This is a genomic window from Mesorhizobium sp. BR1-1-2 (assembly GCF_020165435.1).
Lineage (GTDB): Bacteria > Pseudomonadota > Alphaproteobacteria > Rhizobiales > Rhizobiaceae > Mesorhizobium.
In genome coordinates this window covers 421,397-433,681 of the sequence record NZ_JAIUID010000001.1, presented here as the reverse complement: position 1 = coordinate 433,681, position 12,285 = coordinate 421,397, and the positions used below count along the sequence as shown (strand labels likewise).

Below are 12,285 nucleotides of genomic sequence, written 5' to 3'. Positions count from 1 at the left end.
GCCTATTGTCTACTCGCTATTCCCTAATCACCATTCACCGCCCATGCTCGAAAATTTCAGCTTCCGCACCATCGTCGAATACCTGCCCCTGTTCGGGCAGGGCCTGGTCACGACCGTGTGGCTATCGGCGCTGTCCTTTGTCGGCGCGCTCGCAGTCGGCATTCTGTTGTGCGCGATGAACTTGCAGCGCGGCTGGCTGTTTCGGGTGCCGGCCAAGGCCTATATCGACGCCGTACGCGCCACGCCCTTGCTGGCGCAGCTCTATTTTCTCTATTTCGGCCTGCCGCGCCTCGGTTTCGTGCTGCCCGAACTCGTCGTCGGCATCCTCGCGCTGTCACTGAACAGCGGCGCCTATGTCGCTGAAATCATTCGCGCCGGCATCCTGTCGATCCCGCGCGGCCAGGTCGAGGCCAGCGCCGCTTCAGGCATGACCTATGTCCAGCGCATGCGCCTGATCGTGCTGCCACAGGCATTCAAGGTGACGATCCCGCCCCTGCTCGGCCAGGCGATCGTGCTGGTCAAGGATTCCGCCCTCCTGTCGCTGATCTCGGTTGCCGAATTGACGCGCGCCGGCCAGTTGCTGGCCTCCGACCGCTTCATGCCGGCGGAAGGATTTCTCACCATCGCCGCGTTCTACCTCCTGCTCTATTACGGCCTCAAAGGGCTGGCGGTTCTCTCCGGCCGCTGGCTCGGCTCGGCGGGAGCGCGCACATGATCTGGCAACAGTTGCAGAGCCTTGCCGGCAGCTATCCGCTGGCGCTGCGCGGCCTCGGCATGACCGTGGTGCTGTCGCTGATCAGCCTGGTGCTGGGCACCTTGCTCGGCTTCGGCCTCGGCATCCTGCGGACCGGCGGCAACCGGTTGATCGCCGGCGTCATCGGTGCCTGGGTAGACCTCATCCGGGGTACGCCGTTCCTGGTGCAGATATTCCTGATCTTCTTCATCTTGCCCGAGTTGGGCATCGAGCTCGACGCCTTCACCGCCGGCATCATCGCGCTGACCAATCTTGCCGCCTGCTTCATCTGCGAGATCGTCGCCGCCGGTATCCGCTCGGTGCCGACAGGCCAGGTCGAGGCGGCGCTGGCGTCCGGCCTGTCGCGCTGGCAGCGCATGCGCCAGGTGGTTCTGCCGCAGGCGATGCGCATCGTGCTGCCGCCGCTGGTCGGGCAATATGTGCTGCTGATCAAGGATTCTTCCGTCGTCTCGGCGATCGGCCTGACCGACCTCACCCGCGTCGGCTGGCTGGTGGTGCAGCGCGTGCCGAACGGCCTGCTGGTGTTCTTCCTCGTCGGCGTCGGCTATTTCATCGTCTGCTATCCGCTGATCATGCTCGCCCGCCGGCTCGAACGACGCATGGGTGCCGCCCATGGCGAGGTGCAGATATGACATCGAACCCAAAGGTGCCGACCACATGACCAAAACGGGCATGATCGATTTTCGCGGCGTCAACAAATGGTTCGGCACGCTTAACGTCCTGAGGGACATCACGCTCAGCGTCGAGCCGCGCGAAGTGGTCGTCGTCTGCGGCCCGAGCGGCTCGGGCAAAAGCACGCTGATCCGCTGCATCAACGGCCTGGAGACGATCAAGGACGGCGACCTCGTCGTCGACGGCCAGCGCCTCGGCGACCCCGCCACCAACATGACGAAGCTGCGCACCGAGATCGGCTTCGTCTTCCAGTCCTTCAACCTCTACCCGCACAAGACCGCGCTCGAAAACGTCACGCTGGCACCGATCCATGTCCGCAAGATTCCGCGCGCCGAGGCCGAGCAGGCCGGCCGCGAACTGCTGGCCAAGGTCGGGCTTGCCGACAAGGTCAACGCCTATCCCGCGCAGCTTTCAGGCGGTCAGCAACAGCGCGTGGCGATCGCCCGTTGTCTGGGCATGCGCCCCAAGATCATGCTGTTCGACGAGCCAACCTCGGCGCTCGACCCCGAGATGATTTCGGAAGTGCTCGACGTCATGGTCGCGGTCGCCGAGGAAGGCATGACCATGATGGTGGTGACGCATGAGATGGGCTTTGCCCGCAAGGTCGCCCAGCGCGTGGTGTTCATGGACGCCGGCGCCATCGTCGAAAGCGGCACGCCCGACGAATTCTTCTCGCATCCCAGGACCGATCGCAGCCGCGCCTTCCTGAGCAAGATCCTGCGGCACTGACCGGCGCTGCCGCCTTCAAGTGACCGCCAGCACCTTTCCCGTATCGTGCTGGCGCACGAAATCCACGCGGCCGCCGTTCCAGTGATAGCTGTAGTGGCGGCCTTGCACCGGTACTGAAATCGCATCCGGCAAGAAAATGCCGATGCACTGCCCGCTTGGCATGCGCACGCTGTTCCACACCAGCCCGTCGCTGCCGGCCGCACGCAAGGCGCGGCCTTCGGCCTGCGAGGCGGTGTAGTCGTCCGGGTCGAGCGCGCCGGGCACCGCGTTGACGTCATCGAGGTCGCGGTCGACGCTGCCGATCAGCACGCGGAAATCCGCCGTCCAGCCCGGCTCCTCCTTGGTGGCGCGCATAAAATTCTGGTGGTGGTGGATGGTTTCGGCCAGCGCCACCTCCTCGCTGTCGCCGGCATAGTAGATGCCGTAGCTGCCATCCGAGAAACGGCCGGGCCGCAGCGTCGAGCAATGCACGAAGGGCGCCATCACGAAGCTTGCGCCGGGTCCGGATACTCGCCTTTCGGCCGGTACCTTGCCGAGATCGCCGAGTTCCAGCCGGATGCGCGGATTGGTCTTCTCCTCGACGGCGGCCAGGGCCTCCCAGTCGCGCGGGTCGGCGATGTCCTCGAAGAGGTCGATCGGCGGATGAATGGAGCGGATGATGCGGAAGGTCTTGGGCCAGTGGACGCGGCGCCGGACCGCGAGCCCACTCACCATGCACCACGCTCCGCGTCGAGCCATTCGCGCATCGCTGCAAGGTCGGAGATTTCGCCGCGCAGCATCAGGTCGAGCGCCGACTGGCCACCGAAGGTCGCGTTGGGCTTGCGGATCCAGGCATAGCCGCGCGCCGGCTCGGTGAAGAGGTAGCGCAGGCCCTTGTGAATGCCCATCAGATGCGCCATGCGGGTGCGCAGGTCGCGATCGATCCTGCCGATGCCGCCTTCCTTCCAGCGCGCCCAGGTGCGCGCCGACATGCCGCCGAGCAGGATGCAGGCCTCAAGGTCGGTGAGGCCCCACGCCTTGAAGAGATTGACCGTGGTGCGCGCCAAGGCGCCGGCCTCTTCATCCGAGATGGCGCTGCCGACCGCGGCCGGCGTGGTGACGATGGACTGAAGCTGCATTTTCGGCTCCCGCTATTGGCATAGATATAGCATGCATTTGCCAATTGGCAAGGAGCGGCGCAACCACATCACCGAACCGGCGATGACAGCGTCCCCTCTCCCGTCACTATACGGGGAGAGGATGCCGGCAGGCAGGTCAGGGGCGCCGGCTTCGGGCGATTGGCCAGTGCCTTACTGCGCCGCCTCGTACCCGGCGATCCCCTTGATCTCGAGGAAATCCTCCAGCCCGTATTCGGCGTATTCGCGGCCATTGCCCGACTGCTTGTAGCCGCCAAAGGGCAGGCCGGCGTCCCATTGGGGATAGTTGATATAGACGCTGCCGGAGCGCATGCGCGCCGCGACGTCGCGCGCCTTCTGGATGTCCTTGGCCTGGATGTAAGAGGCAAGGCCGTAGACGGTGTCGTTGGCCTGCTCGACCGCCTGTTCGACCGTATCATAGGGCATGATCGCCAGCACCGGCCCGAAAATCTCCTCGCGCGCGATGCGCATGTCGTGGGTGACATCGGCGAACACGGTCGGCCTGACATAGTAGCCGCGGTTGAGTTCGGCCGGCCGGCCAGGGCCGCCCGCGACCAGCGTGGCGCCCTCGTCTATGCCGCTCTGGATCATGTCCTGAACCTTGTCGAACTGGGCTTGGCTAACGACAGGGCCGAGCTTGGTGCCGGGAGCGTCCGCCGGACCGACCACGAACTTTTCCGCCGCCGCCTTGGCATGAGAAGCCGCCTCGTCATGACGGTCGCGCGGCACGAACATGCGCGTCGGCGCGTTGCAGGACTGGCCGCTGTTGCTGAAGCAGCCGGCGACGCCCTTGGCCACGGCGGTGGCGAGGTCGACGTCCGGGAACAGGATGTTGGCCGACTTGCCGCCAAGCTCCTGGTGCACCCGCTTGACCGTATCGGCGGCGGCCTTGGCGACCAATATGCCGGCCCGGGTCGAGCCGGTGAACGACATCATGTCGATGTCGGGATGGCTGGACAGCGCCTGGCCGACGCCGGGGCCGTCGCCATTGACGAGGTTGAACACGCCCTTCGGCACGCCGGCCTCGTCGAGGATCTCGGCGAAGATGATGGCGTCGAGCGGCGCGATCTCGGACGGCTTCAGCACCATGGTGCAGCCGGCGGCAAGTGCCGGACCCACCTTGCAGGTGATCTGGTTCAGCGGCCAGTTCCATGGTGTGATCAAGCCGACGACGCCGATCGGCTCCTTGACGATCAGCGAGGAGCCCTTGACCTGCCGGAACTGGAAGCTCTTCAGCACTTCCGCCATCTTGACCAGATGCGCAAGCCCGATGCCGACCTGGCTGTCGAGCGCCATCCGGCGCGGCGCGCCCATCTCGCGCGACACGGCGAGCGCAAGGTCCGGGCTGCGCTTCTTGTAGACCTCGATGACGCGGTTGAGGATGTCGAGCCGTTCCTCGACCGAGGTGAAGCCGAATGTGCCGAAGGCGCGCTTCGCGGCGGCCACCGCCTTGTCGACATCAGCCTTGGAGCCCAGCGAAATCTGCGCGAAGGCATCTTCGTTCGAGGGATCGATGACCTCGAGCGTATTGGGGACGACAGGATCGACCCACGCGCCATCGATGTAGAACTGCAGGTTATGTGACATGATTTCTCCTGAGGGGCGCCGTACAGCCGTCCGCCGTGATATCTGGCTAGAAATAACGATGCGCGACCGGCACTGTCAAACGCCCCCGAACTGGTGAGCGAGCCGCGAGCGGTTGAACCAGCCGGGCGGACGATAGCTGGAGCAGAACGAATTACAGCAGAGTATGCCCCGCTTCGCCCAGAAGCCGTATCGCCGCCACCCGATCGGCGGCTTTCACCAGCAGGTGATCGCCGTCGAAAGTCGACACCACGAAAATGCCCAGCTCGTTTTCCGACAGTGGCCTGATGACCGACAACACGATGCCGGTTTCATCGAAAGCGAAAGGCCCTTGAAGCTTGAAGGCGACCCACTCGTCATCCCGCTTGACGGAATCTGGAACGCGATCCTGCAGACAGGTGATCGAAAGTTCGTCCTCGGTTCTGGTGATGCTGACGAAGCCTGGCCCGTCCGCCCAACCGGGAATGCCTGCTCCAGGCTCGAGCCGCGAAATCGCGTAGAGCCCCGGCAGTTGCTTGAGCCTGATTCTGACAGCCATTGTCGAGCTCCGATTGCGGTCTACCCGGCAAGCCTCTTGCTCATATAAACAGTCGTGCCGTTCATGAACGGCTCCTCCCGGTCGATCCTATAGCCGTGTCTCTTGTAAAGCGACACATTGGCCGCAAAGGCGCCATTGGTCAGCAGGCGAAGTTCGCTGCGTCCCGCCTCGGCCGCCTTGCGTTCGGCCCGCCCCAGCAACAGCCGGCCGATCCCCCTTCCCTGCGCATGCGGCGCCACGCAGACATTCTCGATCCAGACATGATCATCGGCCGGCATGGTTTCGATCGCGCCGACGATTTCGCCCTCCTGGATCGCAAGGTCGAACTGATGCTCGGCAACGGCTATGTCGTAGTCGGCGCGCATGGGCAGCGGCTCGCGGCCGATCAGCGGCACCCATTTGGCATAGGCCGTGCGCACGATGTCGCGGATGGCGGCAGCGTCGGCGGGCTCGGCCGGCCGGAACTGGATGGAAGGATTGATGTTCATCGAGAGGCTCCAGACATGAAAAGCCCGCCGGCGGTTTCGCGGGCGGGCCGGGAAGAACGAACCGGAATTATCGGGCCAGCCTTCGTCGTCGCGCAATCAGCATGCCGCCGCGCACTATGCAGGTTCGGCGTCGCATCACGTTGGCGCGGGGAAAAACGAACATGGTGCCAAGCTGACGCAGGGCGAGTGGCCCGTCAAGCGCCGTTGCCGGCCAAGGCCGATAAGGCATGCCCCAATTAGAGCTAGTGAAGCAGCGCGGCAAAAGGGGCTGGGCGCGTCAAGCAAATTTGGAGACCGTCCTGGAAAATCGATCATTCTAACGAAAATAATTCATTGGAAAGATTAGTTGGGGAATGGCATTCCCCAGGCGAAGTCGCCTGGAGCATGACGTTGTCTTCCTTATCCCACATTGCGAACGATATTCCAAAAGGCCTGATTTCCGCCGAACCTGCGCAGGGCCGCAAGGCGCTCGGCTCGACCAGGGCCGGCACCGTGCCCGGTGTGATATTGGTCGCGATGATCACCGCGGTGGCCTTCTCGGCCCGCAACGTCTCCGGCTTCGCCCTGTTCAGCCCGATGATCCTGGCCGTCATCGCCGGCATGATCTACTCCAACGTGCTCGGCACGCCGGCGCACGCCAAGGCCGGCATCGCATTCTCGCAAAAGCGCCTGCTGCGCTTCGCCATCGTGCTGCTCGGCTTCCAGCTGACGCTCGGCCAGGTCGTCTCGATCGGCGCGGGCGGCATCGGCATTGTCGCGGCCACGCTTGGCGCCACCTTCCTCTTCACCCTCGCGCTCGGCCGGCTGATCGGCGTCGACGCCAAGCTGGCGCAGCTGATCGCCGCCGGCACCTCGATCTGCGGCGCCTCGGCAATCGTCGCCACCAACATCGTCACCGACGCGCGCGACGAGGACGTCACCTACGCGGTCGCCTCGATCACCTTGTTCGGCACCGTCGCCATGCTCGGCTTCCCGCTGCTGGCGCCGCTGCTCGGCCTCGACCAGCATGCTTTCGGCCTGTGGGCGGGCGCCTCGATCCATGAGGTGGCGCAAGTCATCGGCGCCGGCTTCCAGAACGGCACCCAGTCGGGCGAGATCGCCACCGTCGCCAAGCTCACCCGCGTCGCCATGCTGGCGCCGATGGTCATCGCGCTGGGCCTGACGGTGCGCCGCAAGGGTACCAGCGACCAGCAGGCGGCGCGCCCGCCCATGCCATTGTTCGTGGCCGCCTTCGTCGCTGTCGTGGCTCTGAACAGTCTTGTCGCGATATCCGCCGGCGTGAAGTCGGCGATGGCAGTCGCCACCACCATCATGCTGACCATGGGGCTGGCCGCCATGGGCCTGCAGGCCGATATTTCGCAGCTGCGCTCACGCGGCCTGCGCCCGCTGGCGCTCGCCTTCTCGGCCTTCCTGTTCATCGGCGGTTTCAGCCTGATGCTGGTGAAGTTCGCCTGAGCCTGCTGCAATTCAGATCGCACCAGCACGAACAGCAAACCTCATACGCGGGCCTACCGCGTTGACGTGGCAGTGTTCGGCTCCGCTTCAGGAGGGTTGTTGACTTCTGAGCCTGTTGCCCAACTTTGCTGTGGTAGTACGGATGCCATTTGGAGGATTTCCGATGAACATCATTACACCCACGGCCGCCGAGAAGCTGGCGGAAAAAGCGCGGACACCCTTTCCCGGCGCGAGCGATGAGTACCGGAAAGCCCGCCAGGCACTGCTGAAGGACGAGATCGAATTTCGCAGACACATGACCGAGGTCACGGAACGGCGCCGACACCTTCCGGACGGACCCGTCATCGAGACAAACTATCGCTTCAGGGACGCCAATGGCGCCGATCTCGGGCTTGTCGAACTGTTCGGCGACAAGGACGCACTCGTGACCTATTTTTGGATGTTCGGACCCGAGCGCGCACGCCCATGTCCAATGTGCACCAACTGGTTGGGTGCGGTGAACGGAAACGCCGCTGACATCAAGCAGCGCGTCGCCCTGAAGATCCTTGGACGCAGCCCGGTCGAGCGGCAGATCGCATTCGCGCAGGAACGGGGGTGGCGCGATCTCGATTTTGTCCAGACGGTGGGCGACACCTACGCCAACGATCTCGGACTGATCAACGCCGATGGCAGCGAGAATCCGGCTCTGGTGGTGTTCAAGCGCGACGGCGAGCGCGTGCGCCTTTTTTGGGCGAGCGAGATGTCGGCGGAAATGGCTGATCCCGGCCAGGATCCGCGAGACGCACCGGACATCGCCTCCCTCTGGTCGATCCTGGACCTTACGCCGGGTGGACGCGGAACGGACTGGTATCCGAAACTCAGCTACTAGAGCTCAGTGTCGCGAAACCACAGGCTTTTTGCCTAATCCGCGAACGAACTCGCCGCGACATAGATCGCCGCCAATGCCTCGATTCCCGCCTGGTCTGCCTTGTCGAAGCGACCGGGCAGCGGGCTGTCGAGATCGAGCACGCCGAAGACGCCGTCATCGTCTTCCAGGAGCACGACCAGTTCCGAACGCGAATCGGCGTCGCAGGCGATGTGGCCGGGGAAATCGTGCACGTCCTTGATCAGCATCGAGGTGCCGAGTTCGACCGCCGTGCCGCACACGCCCTTGCCGACGGCGATACGCACGCAAGCCGGCTTGCCCTGGAACGGACCCAGCACCAATTCCTCGTCGGAGGCCAGGAAATAGAAGCCCGCCCAGTTGAGATCAGGCATCATCTGGAAGATCAGCGCCGCCGTGTTGGCGGCGTTGGCGATCGAGTCGCCCTCGCCCTCGAGCAGCGCCTTCAGTTGTGCGGCGAGGTCGCGGTAGAAGGCGGCCTTGTCCGAGGTGTCGATAGCCTTGGCGGCAAACATGGCTTGTCTCCGAAGTGAGAAACGCGGTTCCGTTTTCCGCAAGCTCTCTGCACAAACGACCACAGGGCATACTAGCGTGAACCAACCGATCCGAAAGCCGCAAGATCAGGATCGCCGCCGGCGTCGTCGCGCATCGGTGGAGAATTTGATTTCCTTGGCAGACATGATTTTATCCAGTTCGCATTTGGGGTGAGCCGACACCGCGCAGAGGCGCGGTGCTTCAGTCAGGCGGCCTTCTTGGCTTCGGCGCTTTCTTCGATGACGCCCATAATGTCGGCTTCCTTCATGATCAGGAGGTCCTCGCCGTCGATCTTGACCTCCGTGCCCGACCATTTGCCGAACAGGATCAAGTCGCCGGCCTTGACGTCGAGCGGAACAAGCGCGCCGTTTTCGTCGCGGGCGCCGGGACCAACCGCGATCACTTCGCCTTCCTGCGGCTTTTCCTTGGCATTGTCGGGAATGATGATGCCGCCCTTGGATTTGATATCGCCGTCGGCGCGCCGGATGACGACGCGGTCGTGGAGTGGCCGAAATTTCATGAGACCTCTTTCTGGGGCCGGCATAGGCGGCCGCTGCATTCATACAGGCGGTTTGGCACTCGATAGATAGGAGTGCCAAAATTTATTCCGCGCTGATATTAAATAATCAAAAGTATTATTCGGCGCCCGGTTTCGTGGTAGCGGAAACCCACCAAATATTTCAAAAATTTGAATTTTCCCGGCCGAGTCCCTATTTATCGGACGAGTTCATTTTCACGATTTCAGACGCAAGGGAGATTTCCTCGATGGCCGACGGCAACCAGACGATCATGGAAAAAGCTGAAGCCCGCTTTGTCGACAAGCAGAAGAAGACGGCGGAGCGCAACAAGGCAACCGCCGAATACATGTCCGAAGCGAGGGCCAGGGAGATCAAGACGGCAAGGCTGAGGCAATTGCGGCTGGCCAAGGAAGAAGCCGACCGCGTGGCCGAGGCCCTGAACCCGACGCCGAAGAAGAAACGCGCGGTGAAGAAAACGACGGAGGCAAAATCATGAGCCTGACCTTCCCCAACCGCAGCCGCAGCTATGACGAAGCCGGCAAGCGCATCCGTTTCGTCGGCTATGACGGCATGTTCCAGATTTCCTTCTCGGTCGCCGCCGATGCCATGACCAGGATGCAGCCGGCCACGGCAGCCAATGAAGCCGGTTATCTCGCCACCTTCGACACCGAGAGCAGTGTCATCCGCGACGTAGCGTCAAAGGCCTATGACCGCACGCGCAAGAGCATGTATGTGCTGACGGCGGAAGACTTCCGCTGAGACGACACACGCGGTCGGCACCGGATCAGGATTTACGCTCCGCCTTCTCCCGGCGCTTGACGTCCCGGACATCTGATCGACCATGGCGTCGGCGTAGCGCGGGCTCATGCCGACCATCGCCCTTCGCCTGACGACGACGGGCTGGCCGGTGAAGACGTCGATGATGGCCCAGCTTTGGGGCAGATCCATGCGCAGTGCGTAGCGGTTGGCCATGAGCCTCAGCCCTGCAGCATGAAGAAGACCATGCCCAGGACCGATACCGTCCAGGCGACAACCGAAAGCTTCAGCACCATGCCGCCATGCGCGGCCAGAGCCTCCCGCAGCCGCGGGGCGATACCTGCCGGCGGGACCGACTCTATCGCGACGGCACGGGGTCCCTTGGCGCCAAGTTTTCCAAAGACGGGCAACAGCGACGGTTCACCCACGAAAAATAGCCTCGGATGTCGGGGAAAGTCGGAGCGGCAAGCGCGCGCTTTCCATAGCACTCTTTTGGCGAGTGCCCTGCATGCCAAATGCAAATAGGCTGCTTTAACACCGGCCGCATGCCTCCTGACCCCGATCGTCAGATGCGCCAATGACTGAAAGCGCGCAAGTCTGGGTAATAATCTTCTTGCCGGCGCGTCGGCGTCACAACCAAGACGAGGACATGTCCGACCCAGGCCACAAATGCAAGCTGGCAAGGACCCATCGCCCTCGATGGTCCGACGCAGGCTCTACGCCATAGGATTTTTGGAGGCCTCGCCTCGGGATCGAACCGAGGCTTCAGAGATTTGCCGTCTCCAGCGTAGCCGCTCCGCCACGAGGCCATGACTAGCGAACTAACCGATAATATTTGCGGAAGCGTTAAGTCCGAAGACTCGTTTATAGACATGTCGCCGATTGCCGCTTTGGCGGCCCGCGCCATGGCGGCACTGACGGCTGCCGATCAGGAATTCGCCTGATGAACTCGCCGGGCGCCGATCCCGGGAGCCCGCCCTCCGGCGGCCGCCTCGCACCACCGGAGGACCAGCCACTTTTTCCCTTGAACAGTCTCTCGATCTCGCCTAGTTTGGGCTGAGAAAAGGTTTTTCCAAACATTTCCGATCGGGCTCGGCCATTGGCCGGGCCTCGTTCCGGCCTGTAAGAGAAAACCTTTTCCCAAATAGGGATTCTCGCCGCGATGGCATTGGACGATCAGCCAGCCTTTCCCAAGCCCGTCACCTTGCGTGACGTGGCGGCCGAGGCTGGCGTCAGCGTCGCCACCGCCTCGAAGGCGCTCAACGACCAGGGCCGCATGACCGCCGAAACCCGCGAGCGCATCCGCGAGACTGCGCAGCGCCTCGGCTTCCGGCCTAACAGCCTGGCGCAGAGCCTGCTGCGGCGGCGCTCCTTCACCGTCGGCCTGCTCACCAACGATACCTATGGCCGCTTCTCGCTGCCGCTGATGTCGGGCATATCGGACGCGCTGGTCGACGCCGGCGTCTCGGTGTTCCTGTGCAATGTCGAGGAGGATCCGCGTCTCGGCCAGCTCCATGTCGAGGCCATGCTCGACAAGCGTGTCGACGGCATCATCGCCACCGGCAAGCGCATCGACCGCCATCTGCCGGTCGACCTGTCCAATCTGCGCATCCCGGTGATCTATGCCTTCACCCAGCCCGATCCCGACGCCGCCGCCTTCGTCTCCGACGACGCCGGCGGCGCGCGGCTGGCGGTGGAGCATTTCTGTCGACTCGGCCGCAGGCGCATCGTCCATGTCAGCGGGCCGGCGAGCTTTGCCGTGGTGCACGCCCGCGCCCAGGCCTATCGCGACGTGCTTGCCGAAAACGGCTTGCCGGCGACCGATCCGCTGCTCGGCCCCTGGTCTGAAGCCTGGGGCCATGAAGCGGTGTCGGTCCTTTTCGATGGCGAGCGCGAAAGGCCGGACGCCGTCTTCTGCGGCAACGACCAGATCGCGCGCGGCGTCATCGATGCCTTGCGCGAACGCGGTCTCGACGTGCCCGGCGATGTCGGCGTCATCGGTTTCGACAATTGGGAGATCGTGGCCGAAGCGACGCGCCCGCCGTTGACCTCGATCGACATGAACCTGGCTGCGCTCGGCCGCGAAGCGGGGCTGACCTTGCTTTCCCTGGTCGGCGGCAAGCCCGCCGCGCCAGGCATCCGGAAACTGCCGTGCCGGCTGGTGGTGCGTCAGTCATGCGGCCGCCTGCCAGATGGTGAGAAAGACGGCTGAAGAACCAAAGCCGCAATCGGCGGCAA

Annotated in this window: 16 protein-coding genes; 8 read left to right on the top strand and 8 right to left on the bottom strand. The window is 63.6% G+C overall.

Annotated features, from left to right (window positions below):
- The first annotated feature begins 43 nt into the window (after positions 1-43).
- Genes LB551_RS02150 through LB551_RS02140 form a run of 3 tightly spaced genes read left to right on the top strand, consistent with a single transcriptional unit; the run spans position 44 to position 2,155 of the window.
- A complete protein-coding gene (locus LB551_RS02150; protein ID WP_140552012.1) occupies positions 44-715 on the top strand; it encodes an amino acid ABC transporter permease in 672 nt (223 codons plus the stop codon).
- Positions 712-1,386, top strand: a complete 675-nt coding sequence (locus LB551_RS02145) for an amino acid ABC transporter permease (RefSeq protein WP_140499164.1) — start codon at positions 712-714, stop codon at positions 1,384-1,386. Before LB551_RS02150 ends, LB551_RS02145 begins: the two co-directional genes overlap by 4 nt.
- A gap of 25 nt (positions 1,387-1,411) precedes the next feature.
- Complete coding sequence (locus LB551_RS02140) at positions 1,412-2,155, top strand: amino acid ABC transporter ATP-binding protein (protein WP_140622851.1); 744 nt, start codon at positions 1,412-1,414, stop codon at positions 2,153-2,155.
- Positions 2,156-2,170: 15 nt separating this feature from the next.
- On the opposite strand, the gene LB551_RS02135 is transcribed toward LB551_RS02140, so the two are convergent.
- The 5 genes from LB551_RS02135 to LB551_RS02115 all read right to left on the bottom strand — a co-directional run bounded on the left by LB551_RS02135 (position 2,171) and on the right by LB551_RS02115 (position 5,901).
- Positions 2,171-2,869, bottom strand: coding sequence for an RES family NAD+ phosphorylase (locus LB551_RS02135; protein WP_224658035.1), 699 nt, complete (start codon positions 2,867-2,869; stop codon positions 2,171-2,173).
- The gene (locus LB551_RS02130) at positions 2,863-3,273 is read right to left on the bottom strand and encodes an MbcA/ParS/Xre antitoxin family protein (RefSeq protein ID WP_140499170.1); all 411 of its coding nucleotides are present in this window, start codon (positions 3,271-3,273) and stop codon (positions 2,863-2,865) included. Before LB551_RS02130 ends, LB551_RS02135 begins: the two co-directional genes overlap by 7 nt.
- 171 nt (positions 3,274-3,444) lie before the next feature.
- Complete coding sequence (locus LB551_RS02125; protein WP_224658034.1) at positions 3,445-4,878, bottom strand: aldehyde dehydrogenase family protein; 1,434 nt, start codon at positions 4,876-4,878, stop codon at positions 3,445-3,447.
- Positions 4,879-5,029: 151 nt separating this feature from the next.
- On the bottom strand, positions 5,030-5,413 hold the full coding sequence (locus tag LB551_RS02120) for an ACT domain-containing protein (RefSeq protein WP_140552016.1): 384 nt from the start codon (positions 5,411-5,413) through the stop codon (positions 5,030-5,032).
- A 20-nt stretch (positions 5,414-5,433) separates the two neighbouring features.
- Positions 5,434-5,901 (bottom strand): GNAT family N-acetyltransferase, encoded by a 468-nt coding sequence (locus LB551_RS02115; RefSeq protein WP_224658033.1) that lies wholly within the window; start codon positions 5,899-5,901, stop codon positions 5,434-5,436.
- 390 nt (positions 5,902-6,291) lie between these two features.
- Between LB551_RS02115 and LB551_RS02110 the strand changes: the two genes are divergently transcribed.
- Both LB551_RS02110 and LB551_RS02105 read left to right on the top strand, forming a co-directional pair.
- Positions 6,292-7,356 carry a YeiH family protein gene (locus tag LB551_RS02110; protein ID WP_224658032.1) on the top strand — a complete coding sequence of 355 codons (1,065 nt, stop codon included), beginning with the start codon at positions 6,292-6,294 and terminating at the stop codon, positions 7,354-7,356.
- Between the two features lie 163 nt (positions 7,357-7,519).
- Complete coding sequence (locus tag LB551_RS02105) at positions 7,520-8,224, top strand: DUF899 family protein (RefSeq protein ID WP_224658189.1); 705 nt, start codon at positions 7,520-7,522, stop codon at positions 8,222-8,224.
- A gap of 32 nt (positions 8,225-8,256) precedes the next feature.
- Here LB551_RS02105 and LB551_RS02100 read toward each other — a convergent pair whose 3' ends face one another.
- Together LB551_RS02100 and LB551_RS02095 are read right to left on the bottom strand one after the other, a co-directional pair.
- A complete protein-coding gene (locus LB551_RS02100; RefSeq protein WP_224658031.1) occupies positions 8,257-8,754 on the bottom strand; it encodes a GAF domain-containing protein in 498 nt (165 codons plus the stop codon).
- A gap of 224 nt (positions 8,755-8,978) precedes the next feature.
- Positions 8,979-9,293 carry a co-chaperone GroES gene (locus tag LB551_RS02095; protein WP_140552021.1) on the bottom strand — a complete coding sequence of 105 codons (315 nt, stop codon included), beginning with the start codon at positions 9,291-9,293 and terminating at the stop codon, positions 8,979-8,981.
- A 245-nt stretch (positions 9,294-9,538) separates the two neighbouring features.
- On the opposite strand from LB551_RS02095, the gene LB551_RS02090 reads away from it, so the two are divergent.
- A complete protein-coding gene (locus LB551_RS02090) occupies positions 9,539-9,787 on the top strand; it encodes a hypothetical protein (RefSeq protein ID WP_140499188.1) in 249 nt (82 codons plus the stop codon).
- On the top strand, positions 9,784-10,050 hold the full coding sequence (locus LB551_RS02085) for a DUF1488 domain-containing protein (protein WP_140552023.1): 267 nt from the start codon (positions 9,784-9,786) through the stop codon (positions 10,048-10,050). Before LB551_RS02090 ends, LB551_RS02085 begins: the two co-directional genes overlap by 4 nt.
- A gap of 218 nt (positions 10,051-10,268) precedes the next feature.
- Here the strand turns inward: LB551_RS02085 and LB551_RS02080 are convergent, their stop codons facing one another.
- Complete coding sequence (locus LB551_RS02080) at positions 10,269-10,475, bottom strand: hypothetical protein (RefSeq protein WP_224658030.1); 207 nt, start codon at positions 10,473-10,475, stop codon at positions 10,269-10,271.
- Between the two features lie 734 nt (positions 10,476-11,209).
- Between LB551_RS02080 and LB551_RS02075 the strand changes: the two genes are divergently transcribed.
- Positions 11,210-12,259 carry a LacI family DNA-binding transcriptional regulator gene (locus tag LB551_RS02075; RefSeq protein ID WP_224658029.1) on the top strand — a complete coding sequence of 350 codons (1,050 nt, stop codon included), beginning with the start codon at positions 11,210-11,212 and terminating at the stop codon, positions 12,257-12,259.
- Positions 12,260-12,285: the final 26 nt, after the last annotated feature.

Bases quoted from the DNA above. Each gene is read 5' to 3' on its own strand.
- LB551_RS02150 (WP_140552012.1), top strand. From the start codon at position 44: ATGCTCGAAAATTTCAGCTTCCGCACCATCGTCGAATACCTGCCCCTG.
- LB551_RS02145 (WP_140499164.1), top strand. From the start codon at position 712: ATGATCTGGCAACAGTTGCAGAGCCTTGCCGGCAGCTATCCGCTGGCG.
- LB551_RS02140 (WP_140622851.1), top strand. From the start codon at position 1,412: ATGACCAAAACGGGCATGATCGATTTTCGCGGCGTCAACAAATGGTTC.
- LB551_RS02135 (WP_224658035.1), bottom strand. From the start codon at position 2,869: ATGGTGAGTGGGCTCGCGGTCCGGCGCCGCGTCCACTGGCCCAAGACC.
- LB551_RS02130 (WP_140499170.1), bottom strand. From the start codon at position 3,273: ATGCAGCTTCAGTCCATCGTCACCACGCCGGCCGCGGTCGGCAGCGCC.
- LB551_RS02125 (WP_224658034.1), bottom strand. From the start codon at position 4,878: ATGTCACATAACCTGCAGTTCTACATCGATGGCGCGTGGGTCGATCCT.
- LB551_RS02120 (WP_140552016.1), bottom strand. From the start codon at position 5,413: ATGGCTGTCAGAATCAGGCTCAAGCAACTGCCGGGGCTCTACGCGATT.
- LB551_RS02115 (WP_224658033.1), bottom strand. From the start codon at position 5,901: ATGAACATCAATCCTTCCATCCAGTTCCGGCCGGCCGAGCCCGCCGAC.
- LB551_RS02105 (WP_224658189.1), top strand. From the start codon at position 7,520: ATGAACATCATTACACCCACGGCCGCCGAGAAGCTGGCGGAAAAAGCG.
- LB551_RS02100 (WP_224658031.1), bottom strand. From the start codon at position 8,754: ATGTTTGCCGCCAAGGCTATCGACACCTCGGACAAGGCCGCCTTCTAC.
- LB551_RS02095 (WP_140552021.1), bottom strand. From the start codon at position 9,293: ATGAAATTTCGGCCACTCCACGACCGCGTCGTCATCCGGCGCGCCGAC.
- LB551_RS02090 (WP_140499188.1), top strand. From the start codon at position 9,539: ATGGCCGACGGCAACCAGACGATCATGGAAAAAGCTGAAGCCCGCTTT.
- LB551_RS02085 (WP_140552023.1), top strand. From the start codon at position 9,784: ATGAGCCTGACCTTCCCCAACCGCAGCCGCAGCTATGACGAAGCCGGC.
- LB551_RS02075 (WP_224658029.1), top strand. From the start codon at position 11,210: ATGGCATTGGACGATCAGCCAGCCTTTCCCAAGCCCGTCACCTTGCGT.